Source organism: Candidatus Omnitrophota bacterium (assembly GCA_028699255.1).
GTDB lineage: Bacteria > Omnitrophota > Gorgyraeia > 2-01-FULL-45-10 > 2-01-FULL-45-10 > FEN-1322.
In genome coordinates, this window is sequence record JAQVUX010000001.1 from 76691 (window position 1) to 101119 (window position 24429).

General features: G+C 44.9%; 26 protein-coding genes and 1 tRNA gene. 21 read left to right on the plus strand and 6 right to left on the minus strand.

Annotation, left to right across the window (positions count from 1 at the left end; translation table 11 throughout):
- Positions 1 to 12: 12 nt before the first annotated feature.
- A tRNA-Arg gene (locus PHS46_00405) sits at positions 13 to 89 on the minus strand.
- A 153-nt stretch (positions 90 to 242) separates the two neighbouring features.
- Here PHS46_00405 and PHS46_00410 point away from each other — a divergent pair.
- The 20 genes from PHS46_00410 (at position 243) to PHS46_00505 (ending at position 14984) form a co-directional block, all read left to right on the plus strand.
- On the plus strand, positions 243 to 899 hold the full coding sequence (locus PHS46_00410) for a histidinol phosphate phosphatase domain-containing protein (GenBank protein MDD3904975.1): 657 nt from the start codon (positions 243 to 245) through the stop codon (positions 897 to 899).
- A gap of 258 nt (positions 900 to 1157) precedes the next feature.
- Complete coding sequence (locus tag PHS46_00415; GenBank protein MDD3904976.1) at positions 1158 to 2597, plus strand: alginate export family protein; 1440 nt, start codon at positions 1158 to 1160, stop codon at positions 2595 to 2597.
- Positions 2598 to 2688: 91 nt separating this feature from the next.
- On the plus strand, positions 2689 to 3456 hold the full coding sequence (locus PHS46_00420; GenBank protein ID MDD3904977.1) for a DUF3047 domain-containing protein: 768 nt from the start codon (positions 2689 to 2691) through the stop codon (positions 3454 to 3456).
- Positions 3446 to 3883, plus strand: a complete 438-nt coding sequence (locus PHS46_00425) for a hypothetical protein (GenBank protein ID MDD3904978.1) — start codon at positions 3446 to 3448, stop codon at positions 3881 to 3883. The genes PHS46_00420 and PHS46_00425 overlap by 11 nt, the downstream gene beginning before the upstream one ends.
- Complete coding sequence (lpxA, locus tag PHS46_00430; protein ID MDD3904979.1) at positions 3880 to 4680, plus strand: acyl-ACP--UDP-N-acetylglucosamine O-acyltransferase; 801 nt, start codon at positions 3880 to 3882, stop codon at positions 4678 to 4680. Before PHS46_00425 ends, lpxA begins: the two co-directional genes overlap by 4 nt.
- Entirely contained in the window at positions 4661 to 5347 is a 687-nt protein-coding gene (locus PHS46_00435; GenBank protein ID MDD3904980.1) for an endonuclease III domain-containing protein, read from the plus strand. The genes lpxA and PHS46_00435 overlap by 20 nt, the downstream gene beginning before the upstream one ends.
- A 92-nt stretch (positions 5348 to 5439) precedes the next feature.
- A complete protein-coding gene (locus PHS46_00440; protein ID MDD3904981.1) occupies positions 5440 to 5817 on the plus strand; it encodes a hypothetical protein in 378 nt (125 codons plus the stop codon).
- Between the two features lie 21 nt (positions 5818 to 5838).
- Positions 5839 to 6105: a hypothetical protein gene (locus tag PHS46_00445; protein MDD3904982.1), complete on the plus strand. Its 267-nt coding sequence runs from the start codon at positions 5839 to 5841 to the stop codon at positions 6103 to 6105.
- Between the two features lie 17 nt (positions 6106 to 6122).
- The gene (locus tag PHS46_00450; GenBank protein ID MDD3904983.1) at positions 6123 to 6305 is read left to right on the plus strand and encodes a ferredoxin; all 183 of its coding nucleotides are present in this window, start codon (positions 6123 to 6125) and stop codon (positions 6303 to 6305) included.
- 6 nt (positions 6306 to 6311) lie between these two features.
- Positions 6312 to 6899 carry a flavodoxin family protein gene (locus PHS46_00455; GenBank protein MDD3904984.1) on the plus strand — a complete coding sequence of 196 codons (588 nt, stop codon included), beginning with the start codon at positions 6312 to 6314 and terminating at the stop codon, positions 6897 to 6899.
- Positions 6892 to 7668, plus strand: coding sequence for an inositol monophosphatase family protein (locus tag PHS46_00460; protein MDD3904985.1), 777 nt, complete (start codon positions 6892 to 6894; stop codon positions 7666 to 7668). The genes PHS46_00455 and PHS46_00460 overlap by 8 nt, the downstream gene beginning before the upstream one ends.
- Before the next feature lie 75 nt (positions 7669 to 7743).
- On the plus strand, positions 7744 to 8112 hold the full coding sequence (locus PHS46_00465) for a hypothetical protein (protein ID MDD3904986.1): 369 nt from the start codon (positions 7744 to 7746) through the stop codon (positions 8110 to 8112).
- Positions 8113 to 8145: 33 nt separating this feature from the next.
- Positions 8146 to 9672: an FAD-binding oxidoreductase gene (locus tag PHS46_00470; GenBank protein ID MDD3904987.1), complete on the plus strand. Its 1527-nt coding sequence runs from the start codon at positions 8146 to 8148 to the stop codon at positions 9670 to 9672.
- Between the two features lie 86 nt (positions 9673 to 9758).
- The gene (locus PHS46_00475) at positions 9759 to 10418 is read left to right on the plus strand and encodes a glycine zipper family protein (protein ID MDD3904988.1); all 660 of its coding nucleotides are present in this window, start codon (positions 9759 to 9761) and stop codon (positions 10416 to 10418) included.
- An 86-nt stretch (positions 10419 to 10504) separates the two neighbouring features.
- A complete protein-coding gene (locus PHS46_00480; GenBank protein ID MDD3904989.1) occupies positions 10505 to 11059 on the plus strand; it encodes a thermonuclease family protein in 555 nt (184 codons plus the stop codon).
- Positions 11056 to 11979, plus strand: a complete 924-nt coding sequence (locus tag PHS46_00485) for a PAC2 family protein (GenBank protein MDD3904990.1) — start codon at positions 11056 to 11058, stop codon at positions 11977 to 11979. Before PHS46_00480 ends, PHS46_00485 begins: the two co-directional genes overlap by 4 nt.
- 30 nt (positions 11980 to 12009) lie before the next feature.
- Entirely contained in the window at positions 12010 to 13200 is a 1191-nt protein-coding gene (locus PHS46_00490) for a hypothetical protein (GenBank protein MDD3904991.1), read from the plus strand.
- A gap of 11 nt (positions 13201 to 13211) precedes the next feature.
- On the plus strand, positions 13212 to 14441 hold the full coding sequence (locus tag PHS46_00495) for a flippase (GenBank protein MDD3904992.1): 1230 nt from the start codon (positions 13212 to 13214) through the stop codon (positions 14439 to 14441).
- A gap of 12 nt (positions 14442 to 14453) precedes the next feature.
- A complete protein-coding gene (locus PHS46_00500; GenBank protein MDD3904993.1) occupies positions 14454 to 14621 on the plus strand; it encodes a hypothetical protein in 168 nt (55 codons plus the stop codon).
- A gap of 15 nt (positions 14622 to 14636) precedes the next feature.
- Entirely contained in the window at positions 14637 to 14984 is a 348-nt protein-coding gene (locus PHS46_00505; protein ID MDD3904994.1) for a hypothetical protein, read from the plus strand.
- A gap of 185 nt (positions 14985 to 15169) precedes the next feature.
- Here the strand turns inward: PHS46_00505 and PHS46_00510 are convergent, their stop codons facing one another.
- Positions 15170 to 17458 (minus strand): hypothetical protein, encoded by a 2289-nt coding sequence (locus PHS46_00510; GenBank protein ID MDD3904995.1) that lies wholly within the window; start codon positions 17456 to 17458, stop codon positions 15170 to 15172.
- Between the two features lie 136 nt (positions 17459 to 17594).
- Positions 17595 to 18905, minus strand: coding sequence for a diguanylate cyclase (locus PHS46_00515; GenBank protein ID MDD3904996.1), 1311 nt, complete (start codon positions 18903 to 18905; stop codon positions 17595 to 17597).
- A gap of 114 nt (positions 18906 to 19019) precedes the next feature.
- Between PHS46_00515 and PHS46_00520 the strand changes: the two genes are divergently transcribed.
- Positions 19020 to 20249, plus strand: a complete 1230-nt coding sequence (locus PHS46_00520) for a glucose-1-phosphate adenylyltransferase (protein ID MDD3904997.1) — start codon at positions 19020 to 19022, stop codon at positions 20247 to 20249.
- On the opposite strand, the gene PHS46_00525 is transcribed toward PHS46_00520, so the two are convergent.
- The 3 genes from PHS46_00525 to PHS46_00535 form a co-directional block, all read right to left on the minus strand.
- A complete protein-coding gene (locus tag PHS46_00525) occupies positions 20239 to 21162 on the minus strand; it encodes a TIGR01212 family radical SAM protein (GenBank protein MDD3904998.1) in 924 nt (307 codons plus the stop codon). The two genes, PHS46_00520 and PHS46_00525, sit on opposite strands and share 11 nt — an antisense overlap.
- On the minus strand, positions 21159 to 22940 hold the full coding sequence (mnmG, locus tag PHS46_00530) for a tRNA uridine-5-carboxymethylaminomethyl(34) synthesis enzyme MnmG (GenBank protein MDD3904999.1): 1782 nt from the start codon (positions 22938 to 22940) through the stop codon (positions 21159 to 21161). The genes PHS46_00525 and mnmG overlap by 4 nt, the downstream gene beginning before the upstream one ends.
- 232 nt (positions 22941 to 23172) lie before the next feature.
- Complete coding sequence (locus tag PHS46_00535; protein ID MDD3905000.1) at positions 23173 to 24384, minus strand: AAA family ATPase; 1212 nt, start codon at positions 24382 to 24384, stop codon at positions 23173 to 23175.
- Positions 24385 to 24429 lie beyond the last annotated feature (45 nt).

Sequence of the window (24429 nt, forward strand, 5' to 3'; positions counted from 1 at the left end):
GGTGTTTTTTTATGGCGCCCCTGGCCCGAGTTGAACGGGCGACACCAGGTTTAGGAAACCTGTGCTCTATCCATCTGAGCTACAGGGGCACTGAATTAAATTGAGCTACTCTATTACTGCACTGGATGCTCGCTACGCTCGCTATCCATCTGAGCTACAGGGGCGTAATGAAAAGTGAAGAGATTATAACAAGAAAGAAAAATTCTTGCAATGAAAACTTGTTATATGTAATAATATAATCCATGATCGATCTTCACACACATACGTTATTTTCTGATGGCGAATTATTGCCGAGTGAACTGGTCCGGCGTGCCGAGGTAAAGGGTTATACGGCTATCGCCTTGACAGACCATGTCGATTCATCCAATATCGATTTTGTTCTGCCCCGTATCGTCAAGGTTTGTAAGGTTTTAAACCGCTTCTGGAAGATACGCGCAATTCCTGGAGTTGAGATAACGCACGTGCCTGTTCAGGAGATAGGGGGGCTTGTGCGCTTCGCCAGAAAAAATGGGGCCAAGGTAGTGATCGTTCACGGAGAAACCATAGCAGAGCCCGTAATACCCGGAACGAATAGGGCCGCGATCGAGGCGGGATGCGACATACTGGCGCACCCGGGACTGATCACTCAAAAGGATGTTGAACTTGCCGCGAAGCGCGGGGTATGCCTGGAAATAACTACACGCAAAACTCATTGCAGAACAAATAGGCGCCTGTTCAATTTGGCAAAAAAGTCCGGTACGAGTTTGGTTCTTAACAACGATGCTCATAACGATTCTGATCAGGTTACGGAGGCGCAAGCTAAGCGTATTTTAATAGCCATTGGAATGTCGCAACATGATATACAACAGGTATTTATGAATTCACAGGATATAGTGAAAAGAGTGGTTAGGAATAAATAGTCAATTGCACTTGACAAATATCTGTGCTGTGGTATACTTTTTTAATAAAAAGTTAGTTGCGCCTATAACATCATAGATAACTTAAATCTTGGCAAAGGAGGAGGTGGTGAATTACTAAGCTGTAGGTTATCAAAACGTGATGATATAGATATAGTAATGATACATATATAGCGGGTCGAACAACTTGATAAACATTGTGATAGAACGGCCCAAAATTTAAAATATATTTGTTCTGACAAATCCTTAAAAGGAGGAAGCATGAAATTTTTAAGATTTCTTTGCGTTCTCGCGTTAGCGCTTTGCGTAACAGCAAACGTGTACGCCGAAACACAGAGCGTGAAGGTAAGCGGTGATCTCACCATGAGAGGTATTTACAGGAACGACTACAGCATGATCAGCCAGGTTGAGAAATCGGCTTCTATTGATGGAACCGATAAGAGCTGGGCGATGACCGTTGCCGCAGTTGAGGTAGACGCTGATCTTACCGATAACGTCACTACCGTAATCCGCTTGCTGAACCAGAGAGACTGGAATGTTGCCTCTTCGGTAACGAGCACTACCACTACGGCGAATGAAGACGAGTTTGACGTAATGGTCGATCTAGCTTACGTGCAGTTGAAGAACTTCATCTATTCACCGCTCACGTTGACGATCGGCCGTCAGAACCTATGGTTCGGCCGTGGCTTTATCATCGGCGCTAATCAGCAGAACCCCGGTTCTGCCACTGCGACCGATTCGACGTTTGTTCCCGGCAATTTGTCAGCGCCGGAATATACCGCTATCAATTCATTTGATGCGGTGAAAGCGGTATTGGATTACGACCCATGGACGATCACGGGCGTATATGCAATGATCGATGAAGGTTCGGTTTCTGTCCGTGATAACATTAACCTGTGGGGCGTTAACGTCGGCTATAAGTTCAATAAAATGAACGGTGAAGCCGAAGGTTATTGGTTCTATAAGACCGATCGCGGCACACTTATACCGAACAAGGATCTTAAGGCAAACAGCAATGATGTCTACACGATAGGCGCAAGAGGAAGTTTCGATCCTATCAGCTGGGTAACGCTTGCCGGCGAAGGTGCTTGGCAGGGGGGTCAGTATATCGGCAACATTAACCAGGTTAATTCCAGAGCCCGCTCCGCGTTTGCTATGGATTTCAGCGGAGAGGTCAGGTATTTCACCGATAAATTCGCGTGGAAGCCGAAATTTGGCGTAGAGTATATTTATTATTCGGGCGATCCTAGTTCCGATAATACGCCGGAGCTTGCTGGTGGTCTTTATCGTGGTTGGGATTCGATGTATCGCGGCAAGTTCGATTCCGCTATTCGTGAATTCGTAGGTAAGTTCTACGCGAGCACGAGATACCCGGTGAGAACGAACTACACGCAGGCAACTGCGGATGATTCGCGCACCAATCAGAGCCAGGTTATTTTCCTCGGTAGCATACAGCCGATGGATAGCCTGACGATAAAAGGTAACTACAACCTGTTCTGGAACCTGGAACAGTATGATCAAGCTGTTGACAAGAGCCAGGGCTTTGTCGGCCAGGAAATCGACTTACAGGCCAACTGGGATTACACAGAAGATGTCAGCTTCGGCTTACTCGCGGGATGGTTTATACCCGGCGATGTTTATTATGATGGTAAGTCCGCCGTAGCGACTGATCTCGTTGGGTCAGTGAAGGTAAGCTTCTAAGTAACACGATAGTAAAAAAGCCCCGCTCTTATATAAGAGCGGGGCTTTTTTGTTGACTTTTTACCGGCGTCAAAATACAATACTACGATATATGAGATATCGGCATTCTAAGAGAGTAGTTATTGGCTGGCTTGCCTTTCTGGCCTTGGCTATTGCGCTATTTTTTATAATATTTATAGGGCGCCAGCGCGGCGCGGTAAAACCGCAGGCCGGATTTGGGTGTGAGATAATCAAGAAATTTTCGTTTTCAGATAGCGCCTCATTGAAGGAATGGGAAGAAAAGGTATTTAAAAATAAAGTTGCTTATCGGATAGAGAAAGACGGCGAGCTATCGTATGTAAGGGCGGTAAGTGAAAACGCGGCGTCGGCGTTATACTACCGTAAAAATATCGACGCGAAAAATAGGCGGCCCGTTATATTCTGGAAGTGGCGTGTTGAGAAATTTCCTGTCAAATCTGCCCCCGAGAGTCTTGAGACCGAAAAAGTGGACGACTTCGCGGCCAGGATTTACGTTATATTCCCGGCACTCTTTATAACCAACTCAAAGGTTCTGGAGTATGTATGGTCGGAGTCTTTACCTGTCGGAACGACCGGCACCAGCCCGTATTCCGGTAATATAAAACTTATAGTTCTTCAGCAAGGTTTGGATAAAGATAAGAAATGGTTTTCCGAGGAGAGAGATATATATTCCGACTATGTAAAACTTTTTGGCCGCCCTCCGGAATATAATGTGGGCGCCATAGCTTTTATGACCAATACGGAACATACCGGGAGTACCGCGGATGCCATGTACGATGATGTCGGAATAGGATATCTCGCGGCAACCGAAACAAAAGGAGGCGGTAAGCGTGAGAACTAAATTTTTGAGGACTAAATATTTGACGGGCAGTCGCATACAGCTCCACTACCTTACGCTTTTGATGGTGTCTATAATAGTCCCGCTCGTGTTTTCCGCCGCATGCCTGTATTATCTTATTTTTAAAATAATGGCGGAACAGATTGGTATACCGGAGTATATAGCGCTCAATCTATTCCCGGTAATACAAAAGATCAATATGATTTTGATCATTGGTGTGCCGCCGCTGTTTCTTGTCCTGGTTCTGTGGGGCGTGGTTTTGTCTCATCGCTTCGCAGGCCCGATCGAACGGCTCGAGAAAGAGATCAAGAGGATCGCGACTCATCATGATTACAAGGCGAGAGTGCACATAAGAAAAGGCGACGATGTCAAACCGATAGCGGATGCCGTAAACGTATTACTTGAGAGCGTGGAGAAAAAACAGAAATGAACGATATAAGTCCGCTTGCCCAGATAAGTAAATCGGCGCATATTGCCGACGGTGTGTCCGTAGGACCATTTGCGATAATCGAAGATGGTGTCCAGATTTCATCCGGAGTTAAGATATGGGCTCATGCCTATATATGCAAGGATACGGTGATTGGCGAAGGCACCGAGGTGCATATGGGGGCAGTTCTCGGACATCTGCCTCAAGACCTGGGTTTTGATAAGAGCAGGAAGACTCGTGTAGTGGTAGGAAAAAACTGTGTTATTCGTGAATACGCTACTGTGCACAGGAGCACGAAAGAAGAGGCCCCCACTTCCATCGGCGATGGTTGTTACCTTATGGCGGTTTCGCACCTGGGCCATGATTGCCACCTTGGGAACAATGTAATTGTCGCGAATGGCGCTCTTCTGGCAGGGCATGTTACGGTTGGAGACGGAGCTTTTATATCGGGCAATGTCGTTATACATCAATTTTGCAGAATAGGCGCGCTGGCCATGATAGGAGGGTTCACGGGGATAAACAAGGACGTGCCGCCTTATATGCTAGTCAGGGGGCCGTCCGTCGTGAGATCTGTTAATCTCGTGGGGCTCAGAAGAGCGAAATTCCCGCGTGAGCTGATACGAGATATTAAAGAAGCGTTTAAAGAATTATATCTATCTAATTTGAATACCGTGCAGGCATTGGAAAATATAAAGAAGCTAAACAAAACAAAAGAGATGAACTATCTTATCGAGTTTATTCAATCCTCAAAGCGCGGTATATGCAAGGCCAAAGATAGCGATGAGGAATTCTTCAGTTAGCATCCCACCCGGAATGTTTATCAGGATATACAATAAGCTATATAAATTTTATGGCCCGCAGGGTTGGTGGCCCGCACGGAGCCGCTTTGAGGTTATTGTCGGAGCCATTCTTACTCAGAATACTGCGTGGACCAACGTGGAGCGTGCTATACGAAACCTTAAGGGGCAGGGTTATCTGACGTCTCCGCGAAAAATATGCGATCTCGACGCGCCTGAACTTTCGCGCATTATACGCCCTGCCGGTTATCATAATGTTAAAGCCCAACGGCTTAAAAATTTTACGAATTTTTTACTAAATCGTTACGCTTGCAGGCTTGACAGATTGTCCCACATTCCGACCGACGGATTGCGCGGGGAATTATTAGGTGTAAATGGTATCGGGCCGGAAACGTGCGATTCCATACTGCTGTACGCGTTTAAAAGGCCTGTTTTTGTCGTGGATGCCTATACAAAAAGGATATTTTCACGCCATGGTTTTTTCAGCCAGGAATCCACGTACGAATTTGTGCAGGATTTATTTATGAAAAATCTTCCGACGGAGAGTATCTTATTTAACGAATATCACGCATTAATCGTGCGTCTTGCCAAAGAATACTGCAGAAAGAGTCCGCGTTGCGGCGATTGTCCTCTCAAAATTTCTTGCAAAAGGCAAGGCGTGATAATATAATATGAGCCATTAGCCCCGCCAGATTTGTTAACGCAAATCCAAGCGGCAGGGCGATTTGCCTGAATCAAATAACAGCAAATCGGAGGTGCGTGATGCTTAAGAAAAAGAAGAAGCCGGCAAAGAAGGCTAAGGTTGTAAAAAAAACAGCCAAGCCCGTAAAAAAGCGTTCTAAAGCTAAGGCCCGAACAATAAAGAAAAAGCTTCCGATTGAGAACATGATCAAGGTTGGCGAGATTACGCATTATTTTCCGCACGTTAAAGCCGCCGCGCTTCTTATCCTGAAGGACAGTATCAAGATCGGCGATGAGATATATATAAAAGGGCATACCAGTGATTTTAAGGAGAAGATCGTATCTATACAGCTTGATCGTGCTCCAATAAAAGAAGGCAGGAAGGGGCAGGAGATAGGGCTTTTAGTAAAGAAGCGTGTTAGGATAGGGGATAGCGTTTATAAAGTCGGTAACAAATAACGGCAATAGCGTAAGGGGCATATGGCGATAAATAGAAATTACAAAAAGCTTCTCCTCGGCCTGGGTTTTGACTCTAAGGATGGGCATCTTAGGATAACTAAGGGCGAGAACTTCCGTCTTTATGGCGGCTCGGAAGAGACTCACGAGATGATGCAGGAGAAGGCGATAAAATTCAACGAACAACTTGAAAAGCGGCGTAAAAATATCGAGGAAATAAACGAAAAAGAGTTTAAGGATATATCCAGGGCAATAGGTTTAAAAATACCTGACGACGAAGAATCAAGATAAAAAAAAGGAGATGAAAGATGGCAAAGATCGCTATAGATGATTCATTATGTACGGGTTGCGGGTTGTGTGCGTCGAATTGTTCCGAGGTTTTTGAGATAGGCGACGATAACATCGCGCACGTAATAGCGTCCGCTTGCTCTACCTGTGATATTAAAGAAGTGGCCGATCAGTGTCCGGTCAGCGCCATAAGCGTTCAATAGGCGTTAATGATAAAGGTTTTAGGTATAAGCGGTAGCCCGAGACGGCATGGTAATACCGAAACTCTGCTTGATAAGGCGCTCGAAGGCGCCTCGGCGACGGCAGGGGTTGTGGTTGAGAAGATAATCCTGGACGAGATGGATTTGCGGCCTTGCAGGTCTTGCGGCGGTTGTTCTGATACGGCCAGTTGTATAGTTGAAGACGATATGCGCCTGATTCGCGCCAGAGTAAGCGAGGCAGATGTGTTGATAGTCGCTTCACCGGTATATTACGGTAGCATAAGCGCCCAGCTCAAGACCATGATAGATAGGTTCCAGCCGAATTGGATAGCGAAATACGCTCTAAAGAAACCTGTACTGAAGAATAGCCGCAGAAAAGGGCTATTCCTCTGCGTATCTTCCTTTAACAAACCAGCCTTTTTCCAAAATGCGGATAGTATAGTAAGTATCTTTTTTAGAACGCTCGATGTTGAGTATTCGGGCGGCATATTCTGCGGCGGAGTGGACGCTGTCGGCGAGATAAATAAAAAAACATCCGTCATGACGAAAGCGTTTAGGGCGGGTGCGAAACTCGCGGAAGGATTATGGCGTGGATAAAGAGCTTAGGGATTTAATTAAAGCGGCCGCTCTTAAGAGCGGTTCTCTTATAAAGAAGTCCATTGGTAGGATAAGCACGATATCTTACAAAGGCCGCGACAATATCGTAACGGATGTCGATAAAAAGTCCGAACGCATAATAATAAAAATGATAACTTCGCGTTTTCCGGGTCATTCTATATTATCCGAAGAGGCGGGAGTTATGGATAATCGCTCGGAATATAGATGGATAATAGACCCTCTTGACGGTACGACCAATTTTGCTCATGCCTTTCCTTTCTTTTCCGTGTCGATAGCGCTTGAAAGGTCGGGGGAGATCGTTATGGGCGCGGTATACGATCCCTGTCGTGACGAGCTTTTCTTTGCCGAATCCGGCCGCGGCGCTTATCTCAATAAAAAGCGAATTGAGGTTTCCGGAGTAAGGAAACTCTCAGGGGCATTTCTTGCCACGGGATTTTCTTACGGCATACAACGCAAGGATAAAAATATTGGTAATTATAGACGCCTTTTAAATAGAACGATGGCTATCAGGCGCGCCGGCTCAGCGGCATTGGATCTATCGTATGTTGCCTGTGGACGTTTTGATGGATTCTGGGAGATGGATCTTCGCGCCTGGGATACTGCGGCTGGATATCTGATAGTAAAAGAAGCAAAAGGCATGATCACGAGATTTGACGGTACACTCTATTTCCCCGGCGACCGCTATATGCTTGCCACGAACAACAGGATACATTCTCAAATCGTACCTCTCCTAAAATACTCAGGTTAAGATATAAAATATTTAGTTTTTGCCTATTGACATACTTTTTCTGTTAGTATACACTAAGCTTACAGGAGAAAAAGTATGAGGTTTAAAACCACGATAAACATCACGACGGAAGCCAAGGATAAGAACGAGGCTATGGATATAGCCGGCGAGTATCTGTCGGGTAACTTAATGACCGGCATCGATATGAAGTTGCGTACAACCTCCGTGAACACTAATAGAAAGATCGCGGTAGCGGCGTTAGCTGTTTTCGCGATATCCGGAACTCTTATTGCGAATATGACTCATATGCGACAGCAATCAAAGATGTTCTCGTATGACATTTCCGCCGACTATGCTGTTCAGGCGCCGCTCAAAACATCGGCAGTTTATAGAGAGTATACTGATTTTAAGCAGGAGTGGCAGATGCGGCATTCGGCTGAAGTTTTGGGATCTATACCTAAGTAAAACATTTTAAAGATAACGAACACAGGACAGGCTTTGCGAAATACCGCGAAGCCTGTTTTTTATGCCTTCAAATATAGAATGTTGTATGGTATATTTAACGATATGGTAATAAAATCCGATATCGATGCTATCCGCAATTATTTTGAGGACAGCTCGAACCTTAAAGGCGGCCATGCCGATAAAGTGGTAGTTCCGGAGGATGCCGAAGAGTTGTCGTCATTTATCAAGACTGCCGCGGCGGAAGGCGCACCTGTTACTGTTTCCGGGGGCGGAACAGGCACAACAGGATCCCGTATACCTTTCGGCGGGGTGGCGCTATCAATGGAAAAATTCAACGTTATACGCGAAGTGTCCGTAGACGGGATGTCCGCAATTGCGGGCGCCGGAGTTTTTGTAGACGCGTTGAAAAGCGCCGCGGAAGCCATGGGATTATTTTACGTCTCGCACCCGACCGAGGGATCGGCGATGATCGGCGGAACGGTCGCGACAAATGCTTCCGGCGCCAGATCGTTTCGCTATGGCCCGACCCGAAAGTATGTAAAACGTCTTAAGATGGTTATGGCCGACGGGGAAATATTTGAAATTACGCGCGGTGAGAAATTTCTTTCAAAGAACGATTCATATATAAGTTTTCCATCAGGCCGCTCGGTAAAAATACCAATGCCTTCCTATGTAATGCCGGCGGTAAAAAATTCCGCAGGATATTATATTACGGACGGGATGGATCTTATCGACCTTTTTATAGGACAGGAGGGGACTCTGTCGGTAATAACCGAGGTGGAGATGGGACTCGTTAAAAAACCGGCCGCAGTATTGAGTTGTTTCGTTTTTTTTAAAAAAGAGGAGGATGCGTGGTTTTTCTCCGAAGAAATAAAGAAAAGACGTAATATGGGTGTTATGTCCGTCGAATACTTTGACATGAACGCTGTCCGGATGTTGATGGCGAAAAATAGTAATGTTCCGCGCGATTCGGAAGCGGCAATATTCTTCGAACAGGACATGGATGAGCTAAAGATTGAGTCTGTATTGTCCGGGTGGGAGGCGGCTATATCGCGGCACTCTTCATCTCTCGACGATACCTGGGTTGCCATGAATGAAAAAGAGGCGCAAGCCTTTACCGCCCTCAGATATGCGATTCCTGAAACGATCAATGATATTATTCGGCGCAGTGGTTTCAAAAAATTCAGTACCGACATAGCTGTGCCGGACGACAATTTTTTGAAGATGCTAAAATTTTACCGGAAGATTTTTCGCCGTGAACGTATCGGCCACGTCATATTCGGACATATAGGCGAAAGTCACCTGCATGTCAATATCCTACCGACATCTCCGGAGGAAGTAAGGGTCGCGGAGAAGCTTGCGGCAGAGTTTGTGAAAAAAGGTGTTTCTCTTGGAGGTACGATTTCAGCGGAGCATGGGGTGGGAAAGTTAAAACACCGATACCTTGAGACGATGTACGGCCGAAGAGGTGTTTTGGAAATGGCGCGGCTCAAAAAAACGCTTGACCCAAAATGCATATTGGGGCTGGATAATATATTTGATAAAGAATTGCTTGTATAAGCGCAATATTAGCCTTGAATTTTTGATTTTTACAGGTATAATTGAACTATTACAATTCAGATTACGTTATCAGGAGGATGATTGTCATGGTAAAAATAGCGTCTGTAATATTTGTCGCGGCGATTTTGATCGTATCGGTATCAGGTTCGGTTTATTCGATGGACGATGATTCATCGCGTGAGTTATTAAAGCAAGGCTTGCTGGGCGCAGGAACGGGGGCTATAGCTTCCGGCGCTTCCGGTGGTGATGCCGGTAAGGGCGCTTTGATAGGCGCGGGTACAGGCGCTATAGGCGGCATACTTTTGGACGCTATAACTAAACCTTCGTCGTCATCGCGGCGCACCGCCGCGGCCACGCAGGATGAATACTACGATGATCAGCAGGAAGAATATTACGAAGAGCCACAGCAGGAATCAGGTACGCAGAAAGCCTTAAAACAGGGCCTGCTTGGCGCGGGCACCGGCGCAATCGCATCGGGTGCGTCGGGTGGTAATGCCGGGCAGGGCGCTTTGATAGGCGCGGGCACCGGTATAATCGGCGGCATCCTTCTGGACTCTTTGACCCAACCTTCGCAACCTAAAAAGGTATACAAACGTCGTCCACAAGCGGTTACCCAGCAAATTCAAACACAGCAGAATGTGAAAGTGGAGGAAGAACAGGCCGGGTCGGAGGGTGGAAAGAAGAAGATCATAAAAAAATATGATCCAACCGGGAAACTGGTCTCCGAAGAAGAGGTATATTACTAATATAAATCAAAAGATAATAAGCGCGGAGCCGGGATAAAAACCTCCTTCTTGTCAAACGATCCGAAAAGGAGGTTTTTTATTAGCGTATGAAGACACCAAAAGAATTTGTTTTAATACAAACGGCGGTTTTAATCATAGCGGTTGCGATATACGCCGGCATTAAACTTTTACCTGTTGTCGACAAGACATCGGTAAATAAGCGGGAGTCATCTTTTGTTGCCAGAGTTGTCGATGGTGATACGCTACGGCTGTCGGACGGCAGGAAGGTGCGTCTGATAGGCGTGGATACGCCGGAAGTGCATTACAGCGAGAAGCTTCTGCGCGATTCGAAGAGAACGCATAAAGATGTCGACGTTATCAGGTCGCTGGGACGAAGATCCGCGGATTTTACCAGGCGGCTATGTGAAGGCAAGGCGATAAAAATCGAGAAGGATATTACTAAGTTGGATAGATATGGCAGGATCTTGGGCTATGTTTATCTTGAAGACGGTATTTTCGTGAATGCCGAAATAATAAAAGAAGGCTACGGCCAGGTTATGACGATACCTCCGAATGTAAAATACTCGGAATATTTTTATAATTTGCAACGCGAAGCCAGGAATAAGCGCATAGGCCTGTGGGCAGATACGGATGTCATGTGAATATAGATAAACTGAAATACAGTAAAGACATTGGACTTATAAATCCCTCTATGATAGCGGGATGGCCGGGAATGGGTAATGTGGCTCTCGGTGTCGTTGATTATTTACAGCGTAAACTGCGCGCCGCTAAATTTGCCGAGATCGAAATCGACCCTATGTCGGTAATCGATTCGGTTTCTGTGGAGAACGGCATTGCTTCTTTTGGGCCAGCTCCAAAAAATGTATTCTATTATACAAAAAATCCGGATATTATCATATTTAAAGGCGAGGCGCAGTTGCCCGGCCAGGACGGTATTCTGTTACTTGAAGAGGTTCTCGATCTGGCTTCCAAGTTAAAGGTGAAACGGATATATACCGGTGCCGCATTCCCAGTTCCCGTTAGCCATAAAGAGCCCTCAAGGGTTTATTCCGCGGTTAATAAGAGGTCTTTAAAGGCCCCCCTTGCCAGATTCGGCTTGCTTCCTATGGAGAGCGGGCACATAGCGGGGCTTAACGGATTACTTCTTGGATTTGCCGAAAAGAAGGGGATGGAGGCGGCCTGCCTTCTGGCAACTATGCCTCAATACGCGATAAGCTTGCCTAACCCAAGGGCAACGGCGGCTATAATAGAGGCTTTACGAAGGATCCTTGGCTTTGAACCGGATATGGCGGAATTAAGCGAATGCATAAAGGACATGGACGAAAAGATGATGGTTATCGAGGACAAGATGAAGGATGTTATGTCCGTAGAGACTAAAGAAGCAAGCGCTCAGCCATTATCCTCAGGTAAAATTCTACCGCCTTATATAAAAGTCAGAATCGAGAAGTTGTTTGCAGAGGCCGCAGGAGATAAAGCAAAAGCCATTTTGCTTAAGAGCGAGCTTGACCGATGGGATCTTTTTAAAACATACGAAGATAGATTTCTGGACCTGTTTAAATAGAATAGCAAATATAAAAAAGGGGGGCCGTTTATGCTGAAGAAGCCGGTTATTATAACGGCGGCGATCATAATTATTACGGCCGCTTCTATTTTTATATACCGCTACCAGATATTGCAGTATACCGCTGAGTCGCTTATCAGGAAGTATCTCCCGGCCTACGTGAGTATCGACACTATTAAATTCGATTTTACAAAATCGGATATAATCCTTACAGGATTCCGCATGTCAAACCCACCCGGATTTTCCAATCCTAACTTGATAGAGATAAATAAGATCACATGTCATTATGCGCTTCAGGGCAAAAACATGCTGAACGGTTTTGTTCTGTCAAATCCGGTTTTGACCGACGCATCGCTTGATATCGAAAGGCTTGGCGACGGCAGACTTAACCTCTTTGAGGCGCAATCGATTATGATAAAGAATCCGGCCGCTTCCTCTAAAGGAAATCTTGAAGAAGAAGCCACTCCAGATAAGGGCAAACAAGAAGCTGATAAAAATGCCGGGGTTATCCTGCCCGAGGTATTTACGCTAAAGAACGCGAAGATGACTTTTTCAGACGGCATGGTCGGTGATAGGCCCCATGTTATATCCCTGGAAAATATCGACACGGTGCTTACGATGAAGATGAACAGGCAATGTACCAGAGTATTATCGGTTACAGCCGTAGGCGGCGGTAATCTTATGGGGGATCGAGCTCAATCCGTTAGATGGACCATAGGTATGGATCCAACGGCACAGCGCCTTACGATGTCCAACAGGTTCGAGGTTTCCGGCGTATTTATACCGCTATTCGAACCATATTATGATAAGTATTCTCCGTTAGTTTTTAAATCCGGAAGATTCTCCGGGCTTCTTATTTTTGATTTTGATAATGGCATGATAGGGTCAAGTGATGAGCTCCATTTGTCGGGAGTAAAGTTTTTTGTAAAACCCGGATACGAAAACGCGACATTCTGGGAGACCACCGTTCCCGACCTGGTGAAGTATTTCACATCCCCATACGGAGACATAATTTTTGATTTTAAGATAAAAGGAGATATGGCAGATCCAAAATTCTATCTCGGCCCTAAATCAAAAAAAGCGATCGTGGCCATGGCGATCGATAAGATATCAGAGGCAATGCAAAAAACTGCCGCGTCAGGCAATGGTCAGGGCGCAAAGTCCGATATCGAAAAAGCGCAGGATTACATCGAGCTTTTTAGAGGACTGATCAAAAAATAAAAAAGGTTTTGATGGAAAAACTTTCGAAAAATGTGACATGGTTGGCTGCCGCGAATATCGTGAGCAGCCTTTTTAGTACGGTTCTGTTCGTATATCTTGCCAGGATGCTGGGGCCGGATGCATTTGGGTATATATCGTATGCATTTACGATAGCATTCTTTCTTGCTAATTTTGTCGATATAGGGCTGTCCACATACGGCATACGCGAGATAGCAAAAACACCGGATAAAGTGCACGATTACGTTTCTGAGATAGTCTCTTTCCGTTTTCTTATAGCAAGCGCGTTATTTGCAATGCTTTGTGCTGTCACTCTCATCTCATCGCATTCATCATCGATGAAAGCCGTTATATTAGCATCGGGGTTGATGCTATTTACCTTTGCCGTAGGTACGGAGTGGGCGTTTCAGGGTGTAGAGAAGATGAGGATGGTGTTTATTTCCTGCGCAGTAACATCATTTTTACAGCTCGGATTGACGCTGATTTTTGTTAAAAGACCTTCAGACCTGTTGAAAGCTCCGGTCATATACTTTCTGGCAACGTTGCCGATCATCGTAGTTTTTTTACGTCTCTTCAAATACAGGGTACTTTTAAAAAAGGCGGACGTAAAGAAGATTTTTTCGTATCTGTCAAGCGCCGTTGTCATATGGTCGATATCGATATTTGCTCAGGTATATAACGGGCTCGACATTTTTATCGTAGGACTTTTCAGGCCTATCGAGGACGTAGGCTACTTTACCATAGCCCGCAGGGTTATCGGTGCCTTTATCATGTTCATGGTATTTTTAACCAATGCGATCTTGCCTAGGCTGTCTCACGCTTCCTGCAATGACCCGGAACTTTTTAAGTCGACCACTCGAAAGTTTTTCAGAATGTGCGTAGCGGTGACAATATTTGTTCTGGTGCCGGCTATCTTTTTATGCGAGAGAGTTATTTTGATGGCAGTAGGTTGGGAATACTTACCAGCAGTTCTTCCGTTGAATATTATGATAGTCGGCCTGGTATTCGTTCTGTTTAACCTGCCGTATTCCACAGGTCTTATTGCATGCGGTATGGAAAAGGACGTTATGATACAAACTGCCGCCAGCGCGGCCTTAAGCCTCTTAATAAACTTTATTATTATACCGATATATGGTATTATTGGTGCCGCTATATCATTTACCATTGTTGAAATATTTGCATTTGTATGGATCTTCTGGATATACGAAAAGAGGATCCGCCGTACCATAGCCAGTAAAAAATAAAGGAGGGGAGAGATGGTTGAAAGAAGCGAGTATAAAGGGAAGCCGGTTTTAATATTGAAAAGGGATGAGAACGATAAGTATCCGTTTGCTTTCGGGCTTAATAAAGCAAAAATGATGCTGGAAAACATAGAAGAGATCAAAAGATTCGTAGAAGAGAACGATAAGGCCGTTGATCAATAATCGCCGGTTTTGTTTATGAAAAGGCTCATAAACAAGTCCGTATTTTTTATAGGATGGTTGCTTTCGCCGCTTACTTTTTGGAACGACATCTTCGTAAACATACCAATATCGTATCTGACGGCAAGCTTTCTGGTGCGTTTTACCCATATCAATTTCGGAGTATTGGTGGTCGCTTGTTACTGGGTAAGTAACATCATTGGCCTTGCCATGATGTATGTAGCCGGAAAGAACATAGCGCGCCAGGGTAAGGGCATGGCCAGGGAAATATTTGGTATTGTAGCCGCGATCGTAATTTATAGCGTCGCATTATTACTGCTGACATGGGCCGGAATTATTAATCCTTTGCAAGCTTCCGCAATATAATAATCTATAATCACGCAAAATCATCAACGTAACAGGAGTAAGTCATACCTATGAACCCATATATTGGCTATATGTCTACGTCCTATAATATATCTTATGTTAACTTGATGTATGGAAAAGAATAGACATAACATATTGTAAATAAATATGTTATGTAAAATATGGTGTTTCCTGTGAATAAGTGTTTACTTCTTGGCGGGCGCTTCTGCATCTTTAAGCGTATTACCGAGTTTCTTTGTGAAGTCCTGCATCATGCCTTTCATGTCTTCATGTAATTTCCGCTTGTTTGGATCAAGGTATGTTTGACGGTATTTAGCTTCCTGTTGCTGTATGTAGCCGACCTCGAACGCGCTATCGTTTGATTTACGTATTCTGTCCAGTATTTTATCCAGTTCGCTTGGCGGTAGTTTTTCCAGTTCTTCCTGAGTTATGTTCGGTTTGAGTATACTACGAAGCTGTAGTAAAGCCATGTTTTTTGCCAGGTCTTTTAGTATGTTGTCGTAATATGGCTTAGTCGATTTCGCATATTCATTTATTATCCTGCACTTAGCGTTCTCCAGTTCCGAGAAAACCTCTTTTATATTTGCCATATCGCCTTTTTTCAATAAATCTGGCATAGCTTGAGCCAAAAGTATGTTTGTAACTGCTTGCAATAGATCGTTTTGGGCTTTCTTCAGCTCCGGATCCATATTTCCATCCGCGCCAGCCTCTATTTTATTAACGTCTCCTACGAGTGCCCTTATGGCGTCAAGTATCGTCTTCTGATCTTCCGAAGGGTTACTCATTATTTTCATAAGCGCGGACATAACCCCAAGCGTTTCTTCTTTACTGGCAATTTCGCCATTTGGGGCTATAGCTCCAGAGTTAAGCGCCGCTAACGCTATCATATTAAATACCTCGTCCTTCGGCATCATCTTGACGCCATCCTGATATGTTGATTGATTACCGGAAAAATTGTTTTTTGCCGTTATATCGTATAATCTGTTACCATTTTCGGTATCTTGGCCAAAGTATAAAGAGTAACCATCCGCAACATTACTTGTCTCACTTGCTATGTTATATAGTGATATTAATTCCCCTGTTGTTACGGCGAGTGTCGCTACCCCGTAATCATTAATAGGTGTGATAGATGTTGTGGTTATACTGTCGTATGTATATGTTTCCGGTATCCATACATCTGGATCGGAATAAGCATCAAGATATACCGAATTGTAACTTTGAGTTATACCATACTCGTTAGACATGGTTATGGTAGAGTCGGGAGAAAGACTATACCAGTCATCAGCCGAAAGCTCACTCCAGGAGTAATAGGAATTATCCATCCCATCCCAAGTATTACTCAAGTACCCTTTATGAAAGAATTCCCCATCATAAGAATAATCGGTCCAGAATGTACCATTAACGAACATTCCGCCTGTATACCAGCTTACTCCAGTGTATACTTTTTCGCCCGTACCGTTGGTGTAATATTCAAGAAGTCCTTTAACATTACCATAGGCGGTTCCGTAACCAGCCACTTGCACATCCATATATCCTAGATCAACTGATTCATACGATGTTGCTACGTAGCTTCCTTCATGCCATTGCCCCGTTTCATAATATCCGCCTGACCATATCCGACCAATGGACGTGCTATCGCCGGAGTTTAAACTGGCCGTGGTCGAAATCGTATTATTATTAAGCCTGTCCAATATGTCAATGCCTATACGATCACCGTATACCGGATCACTTGCAAAGTAGACAGATGTAACCTCAGTATTTGCATCAAACGCGAAATGATTACTTATATTACCATAAGAATTCAATACTTCAACGGAGGTAGTAGAGTCGCTATTACGTACTACCAGCGCAAGAGAGCCATTACTTAAGAGTAGCCCTTGCACATCTATATAGTCATCACTGGAAAAGGATAGGCGTTGGTAGTAGAAATCATCGATCGTGGTCGTGCTTATGGCTTGCTTAGAGAGAAGCACCTCATTACTTCCGTCATTTTTGATTATATCAAAGTAGTAGCTCTCCCCTTCCTTATATGCGTGAAGTATATTGCCACTACCAAGTATTATGGCCGGAGTACCATCTGCAAGTATGATTGTGGCGGTGGCAGTTGCCTTTTGCCCCCGCGCGCTACTTTTTTGCTTCAGTACCGGGGTAATCTTTTCCGGTGTTTTACTTTCAGGTTTTTTTTTGGCTAAATTAAGATTGGCGGCGTTTGGAGACTTATTAAGGAGGCCGATCTTTTCAAGTATTTTATCGAGCATTCCGGGTTGCTTTCCGTTATTTTGGTGCATTACGGCCTCAGCCTGATACCTTGCTATATTTAAATAGCCTGGAGAGAATACCGATGAACTACTATTACTAGTGCGATCATTTTCACTTATACTGGTATAAGCCATAGCATTACCTGCAAGGAATAACATTATAGTTACACCAATGATTTGTACACACCCTATTCTACCGAAAATTTTTGTTTTCATTTTCGCACCTCTATAATTCATCGTTTCTATTCTTCTAACTAAAGTATACACTATATCCAAGGAAAAGGAATAGGGGTATGGCTGACTTTTTTATTTTTAATTCGGAGCCTCGGCCTGTAGACCGAGGAGGCTCCACTTACTGTGTTCTGCGGTCTAAGAGGAAGGTACTTTTCTGCACCTGTTTCACGCGGCTTTTTATGTTTACAGCGATGTTGGTGAGCTCGCCGTAGCTTGAAATGGCTCGTAATTGGTTGGTTACCCCTGCCAAAGATATCGTCATTATGGGAAACTTCATAAGCTCTCCCCTTCGGCTCTTCTCTACTATGAACCCTATGTCGAGATCCTCTTTATTATAAAAAGCCCTGACCTTGGTATCGAATTGATGGATTATCTCCTGCGCGATGGCATCTGCTCTTGCCGGACTTGTTATCATGAAAAAGTCGTCGCCGCCCTCATGTCCGACAAAATCCCCGGGAGCTCCTTTTAGTTTCACAGCATTCTCGATGACATCGCATGTAAACTTTATTATATCGTCGCCTTTCGCTATGCCGTAGTGGTCGTTATAGGCTTTAAAATTATCCAGATCTATATGCACAGCTACAAATTTTTCGTTAATTTTGATCCTTCGCTCCACCTCTTCACGTATTATCGTATTACCCGGTAATTTTGTGAGCGGATTGACGTTCTCCGCCCGCTCCTTCATCTTTTTCAAGGCTATCGTCATTAGGTTAAAAGTATCCCCCAGCTCCTGTATCTCGTCCCGTGTATTTATCTTTACATTTAGGTCGAGGTTTCCGGAAGATATCTCTTTAGTAGCTTTATTGAGCAATCTTATAGGCCAGACGATCGTACGAACCAGCATGAATCCCAGGAATAGATTGCCGATTATTACGGCGATTGCTGTTAATGCGATCGGTATTAAAATATCGGCAACAGCTTTGCTTATATTGGCTATAGAAAAAGAAAGCTTAGCGATATATTTCGGCGAGTTACCAAGCCATATCGGTATATAAATATCTATCATCTTCGTTTTTCCGTTGACGGTAGAATAGAACCAGTCATTACCCTCCGCTGTTTTTGACAAGCGCAAATATGTATTTATATCTTCTTTAGTTTCTCCGAACTCTTTTGCGATAGGATCGTTTGTAGCTATGGCATTTCCGTCCATCGACATTATGGATATCCTGTCCGCTATCCCCTCTTTTGAAAAAGATTCAACGGCGGCTTCGAATATAGCCGGTACGGTTTCGTCAGTATCGATGCCTTTTAATAGCATCTCGAGAGTGGTTTTGACTATGATGGTACCTACGCGGGCACGATATTTATTATAGGAATTCAGGCGGTCGAGATGATTATTGAGTTGTATAGAAGTAAAAATAGAAATGAATAAGAGGGATAGCCCCGCTATCAGAAGAGTTACTCTAACCTGCAGTCGGAACTTGTGCATATGCAAAGTATTATATATCGCTTAAGGAATTAATACAATATTTTTTAAAAAAGGCTCCCTTGTTTTTGACGATTCTTGTGATATAATTAATTTACAATACGAAAGGTCGCAATAATGAAAAAAGTCATAGCATTGATACTGGGCGGCGGGCAGGGCAAGCGGCTCTTCCCCTTAACAATGTACCGCTCCAAACCTGCGGTTCCGATAGGCGGTAAGTATCGCCTTATCGACATACCGATAAGCAATTGCCTGCATTCCGGCTTAAAAGATATATATGTCCTCACGCAGTTCAACTCCGAGTCGTTGAATAATCATATTAATAATACTTATAGATTCGACTATTTCTCCCGCGCGTTTGTGCGTATATTGGCGGCCGAGCAGACGGTGGATAATACGAGCTGGTTCCAGGGTACCGCCGACGCTGTGAGACGCAATCTTTCCCATCTTGATCTAAAAGGCGATGAACAGATACTCATACTCTCCGGCGATCATCTTTACAATATGGATTACAGGGAGCTTATTGATTATCATATTTCCCGCAAGGCGGACGTTACCGTATCGGCTATACCTGTATCCGAAAAAGAGGTCGGTGAATTCGGAATATTGAAGATGTCGAAAGAAGGCAGGATAGCAAGTTTTAAGGAAAAACCGAAGAGCCGCGCGGAGCTTAAAGGATATAAGATAAGTAGTGGTGTCGACGGCAATTATCTCGCGTCTATGGGTGTATATGTCTTCAATTCCAGGACGCTTACGGAGGCGTTGTCAGGCAATGACGCGGATTTCGGTAAAGAGGTTATCCCTCATTCAATAAAACGATCGCGTAGTTTCGGTTATACTTTCAGCGGCTACTGGAAGGATGTCGGAACGATACAGTCGTTCTATGAAGTCAATATGGGTATGTCCGCGTCGAAACAGCAATTTTCGTTCTTCTACGATGGCTCATTATTTACCAGGCCGAGGTTTTTACCATCCGCCAGGATATTTAATTCGGATATTAAGAATTCGCTGATCACGGAAGGATCGGTTATATCCGACGCAGATATAACTAATTCGATAATAGGATTAAGGTCCATAATAGGTAAAAATTGCCGTATCTCGCGGACTGTAATGATGGGCGCCGATTATTATGAAGCTAAAGACTCAAAGGAAGTGATATCCGTCGGTATCGGGGATGGGGCTTTTATAGACAAGGCCATCGTAGACAAGAATGCCCGCATAGGCAAAAATGTAACAATAAAAAATATGCGTAATATAGATAATTTCGACGGAGAAAATTATTTTATACGTGATGGTATAGTGATAGTGCCGAAGGGTGCGATAATAAAACCCGGCACTAAGATATAGCGGTTTTCCCGTAAAAAGACCCCTGGCATGTACCTCTTTTTGTAAGCACTTGCTTGATCCTGTTGATAGTTCCGGTCTTGTTCATGGCCCACGCAGGAGCAACGTGGGTTTTACTGTCTCCTTCCCCTGTCAATCGCTGTATTATGATATCCGGATCGAGGCGCTCGATAAAGTCGCAGGCAAGCTCAACATATTCCTCCCGCGTCATTAAAGATATCTCCCCTTGAGCGTATAGTTTTTCCATGGGACTGTTTTTCAGCACGTGCAAAAGGTGCATCTTTATTCCATCTATTTTTAAAGCACTCAAACTTTTCGCCGTTTTCATCATATCTTCCCTGCTTTCACCGGGAAGCCCCAGTATCACATGAACACAGACCGGGATATGAAATTTCTGCGTAAGTTTTAAAGCCGACAGGAAATCCTCAAAAGTATGCCCTCTATTTATGGCGTTGAGCGTACGATTGTGTATAGATTGTAATCCCAACTCGATCCACATCTCGTATCGATCGGCGTATGAGGAGATGAGTTTCAATTTTGCATCATCCAGCGTATCCGGGCGGGTTCCTATGGATATGCCGACGACATCGTCGATGCCGAGAGTCTGATCGTAGCGCTCCTTAAGCGCCTCCGGCGAGTCGTAGGTATTAGTGAATGCCTGGAAATACGCGATAAATCTCGACGCATTTTTAGCCTGCCGCAGATATTTAATCCGTGAAATTAACTGCTCCCTGATAGAATTTTTCGGATCTGTGTAAGAGGATCTTGCGCCAACGTCACTGCAATACAAACAGCCGCTGGTACTTATAGTGCCGTCGCGATTTGGACATGAGAAGCCCCCGTCGAGGCCTATCCTGTATACCTTGCATCCGTATTTTTCGCGTAAGACGGAATTGTAGTCGTTGTAGAGTTTCATTTTTTCCGTAGATAGACCATGAGTATGGATATCGCCGCTGGCGTTACTCCGGAAATCCTGGAGGCTTGAGCCAGGTTTATCGGCCGTATTTTTTCAAGCTTCTCTTTTATTTCGGCCGACAGCCCGTTTATCTTTTTATAATCTATGCCCGCCGGGATTTTTATCCTTTCGATCTTTTTGAGACGCGATATTTCCGCCCCTTGCCGTCGGATATAACCGGCGTATTTTACCTCTATTTCTACCGATTTTATTTCGTCCGCAGAAATGCGTTCTCCGGCTGTTTCCGGCACGATTTCATTGTATGATGTTCCCGGCCGCCTCAAAATCTTTTCGAGGTTATTTTCTTTTAGTCGTTTCACCTCGTCATTTATATGCCTGTTTTTTTCGGACACTCGTTTATACGATTCGTCGTCGATCAAGCCTATTGCATGGCCTATCGGCGTAAGGCGCGTATCGGCATTGTCTTCACGCAGTAATAATCGGTACTCTACGCGTGAAGTGAACATGCGATACGGCTCATTCGTCCCTTTGGTAACCAGGTCATCTATCAATACGCCTATATATGCCTGAGAGCGGCTTAAGACAAGAGCGTCGGAGCCTTTTATCTTCAGGGCGGCGTTTATACCCGCCATGAGTCCCAGGGCCGCGGCTTCTTCGTAACCTGTCGTGCCATTTATCTGTCCTGCCAGATACAGGCCGGGGACGGTTTTAGCCTCCAGCGTCGGGTATAGCTGGGTCGGATAAATGAAATCATACTCTATGCCGTAGCCGGGCTTTGTTATCCTGGCTTTTTCCAGGCCTTCGATGGAAAAAAGGATCTTCTCCTGTACATCGACAGGCAGGCTTGTCGATATGCCGTTGGGGTAATATTCCGTTGTGCCGAGCCCTTCGGGTTCCAGGAATATGTGGTGCCGGGTGCGTTCCGGAAAACGGAAGACCTTGTCCTCTATCGACGGGCAGTAGCGTACGCCGGTTCCTTTGATAACACCTGTGAATAGCGGTGAACGATCGAGGTTAGACCTTATAATATCGTGAGTCTTTTCATTTGTGTATGTTATGTAGCACGGGAGTTGCTCTCGCGCTATGTGTTTTGTTCTGGATGAAAAAGGCAGGATGTTAAGATCGCCGTTTTGCGATGAAAGCTTTTTAAAGTCTATCGTCCTGCCGTCTAAGCGGGCACAGGTTCCGGTCTTAAGCCTGCCCATTTCAAGCCCTAAATCCCGCAGGGAATCAGAGAGATTGCAAGCGCTCTTCTCCCCCATTCGCCCTCCCGGATGGTGCTCGAGCCCTATGTGTATGAGGCCATTGAGGAACGTTCCGGTGGTTATTATAAGCGCTTTTGTAAGATATGTCTCGTTAATGGATGTGCGAACGCCCGATATGGTGCCGCGCTCCGTAATTACCTGAACCGCCTCCCCTTCTTTTATATCAAGGTTGTTCTGCCCCTCCACTATAGCTTTCATGCATGCCTGGTATGCGTGGCGGTCGATTTGCGCCCTCGAAGATTGTACGGCAGGCCCTTTACTGGTATTGAGCAGGCGGAATTGCAACATGGAAGCATCTGTCGCCATTCCCATGTATCCACCCAAGGCGTCGACCTCTCGAACCAACTGCCCTTTTGCCAGGCCGCCTATGGCGGGATTGCAGGATATGGCGCCGATAGTATCCGTGTTCATGGTTATTAGCAATGTCTTGCACCCTAATCTCGCGGATGCCAAGGACGCTTCGCATCCCGCGTGTCCGGCGCCAATCACTATAACGTCGTAAACAATTTTCATTGCCGTGCCCTTGCTTTTTAAATAATCGTCAGGTATACTTGTATTGGATGACAACAGCCTAGAGTGACCCGTTCTCGGGCCTTAGGTACTCGATACCTGCAAAGTGCTGTTGCCATCCCTTTTTTTGTGTAAAAAACCGGCAACAACACTTTTTATAGAAGTTATTTCTTATAGATACAACTTTCTGCGGGGTGTCGGCAACGAAGCCTTTTACTGCAGTAATCATACCCTTCTAAAGATTTATTATAGAATCGAAAGTACCAAAAGCGTTTTGAACACGTTCCGCATTCCGGGAATCGAGCACCCATTGGCCGTCGACTAAGAATTTATACTTGTGTTTACCCGGGACGAGCCCCATGCGCTTTTCCCATTTGCCATCCTGGACACTGGATAAGCGATGTTCTTCCGTTACTTTCCAGTCGTTAAAGTCTCCCACTATGTATATATCTTTGGCGCCGGGTGCGTCGATGGCGAAGATCACTTCTTTTGCCAGGGATTCTACCGCATCCATAAGAGACGGCGAATCCGCCGCCATCCTGCTTGACCGCCCATCTTCTTTGAACCGGTTGGTCCCCTGCGAAATGACCATTATCGCTTTTTCGGACTCTATGGCTTGTTTGGTTTCTTCGATCTTCTCTATCTCCAGAGCATTGGATGCCTCCGTTATTTCGCGTTCCTCATTATCACCTTTTAGTATTTCCTTTGAAAGGCTGATATGATCGGCCGCGCCGTTCGACTCCTTGTCGAACTGTATTACGGAAACGCCTTTAGATGCGGCTTTCTTTAACGCGACATTAAGTCGTATCACCGTTTCCAGGAGTTGCTCTTTAAATAACGTGCGTATCTCATCGAGCATCGTTTGCGAATATTTTGTACGTTTGTCGAAAATAGTAGCCACCGCATTGACGCGCGGCGCATGGCCTATCTTAACTTTTATAAGTTCCAGCATACCGAGAAGTTTCGCGACCCCCATAAGAGAAAAAGCGCTCATGTCTATCGGCACCAAAACCAGATCGGCGGCTCTTAAGGCGTTGAATGTGAGAAATCCTAAGGATGGCGGGCAATCGACTACGACATAATCGTAATCGAGCCGGCTTGAACGCAAGCTTTCGTGCAGTTTTGAAACAGCGTCTTCCTTGTCTTTTAATTCCTGTTCGATGGTGCTGAGGAGGATACTGGATGGTATAATATCGAGATTTACGGATACATTAAAAATGCAGTCCCGCAGGTTTCTGCGCCTATCGGCATTATCGGTAAGTATGCTGTAGATCGATTTGTCCGCAGTTTGATTGGCAACCCCGAGGCCATAAGTTGCGTGAGCTTGCGGATCGAGATCGATAAGAAGGATTTTTTTACCGGAAAGAGCAAGCGCGGCAGAGAGATTTATCGCTGTGGTAGTTTTTCCGCATCCGCCCTTTTGATTCGCTATCGATATCGTCTTCATAGCCAATCTCCTTATATTTATCAAAAAGCCGTCATTTGTAATACT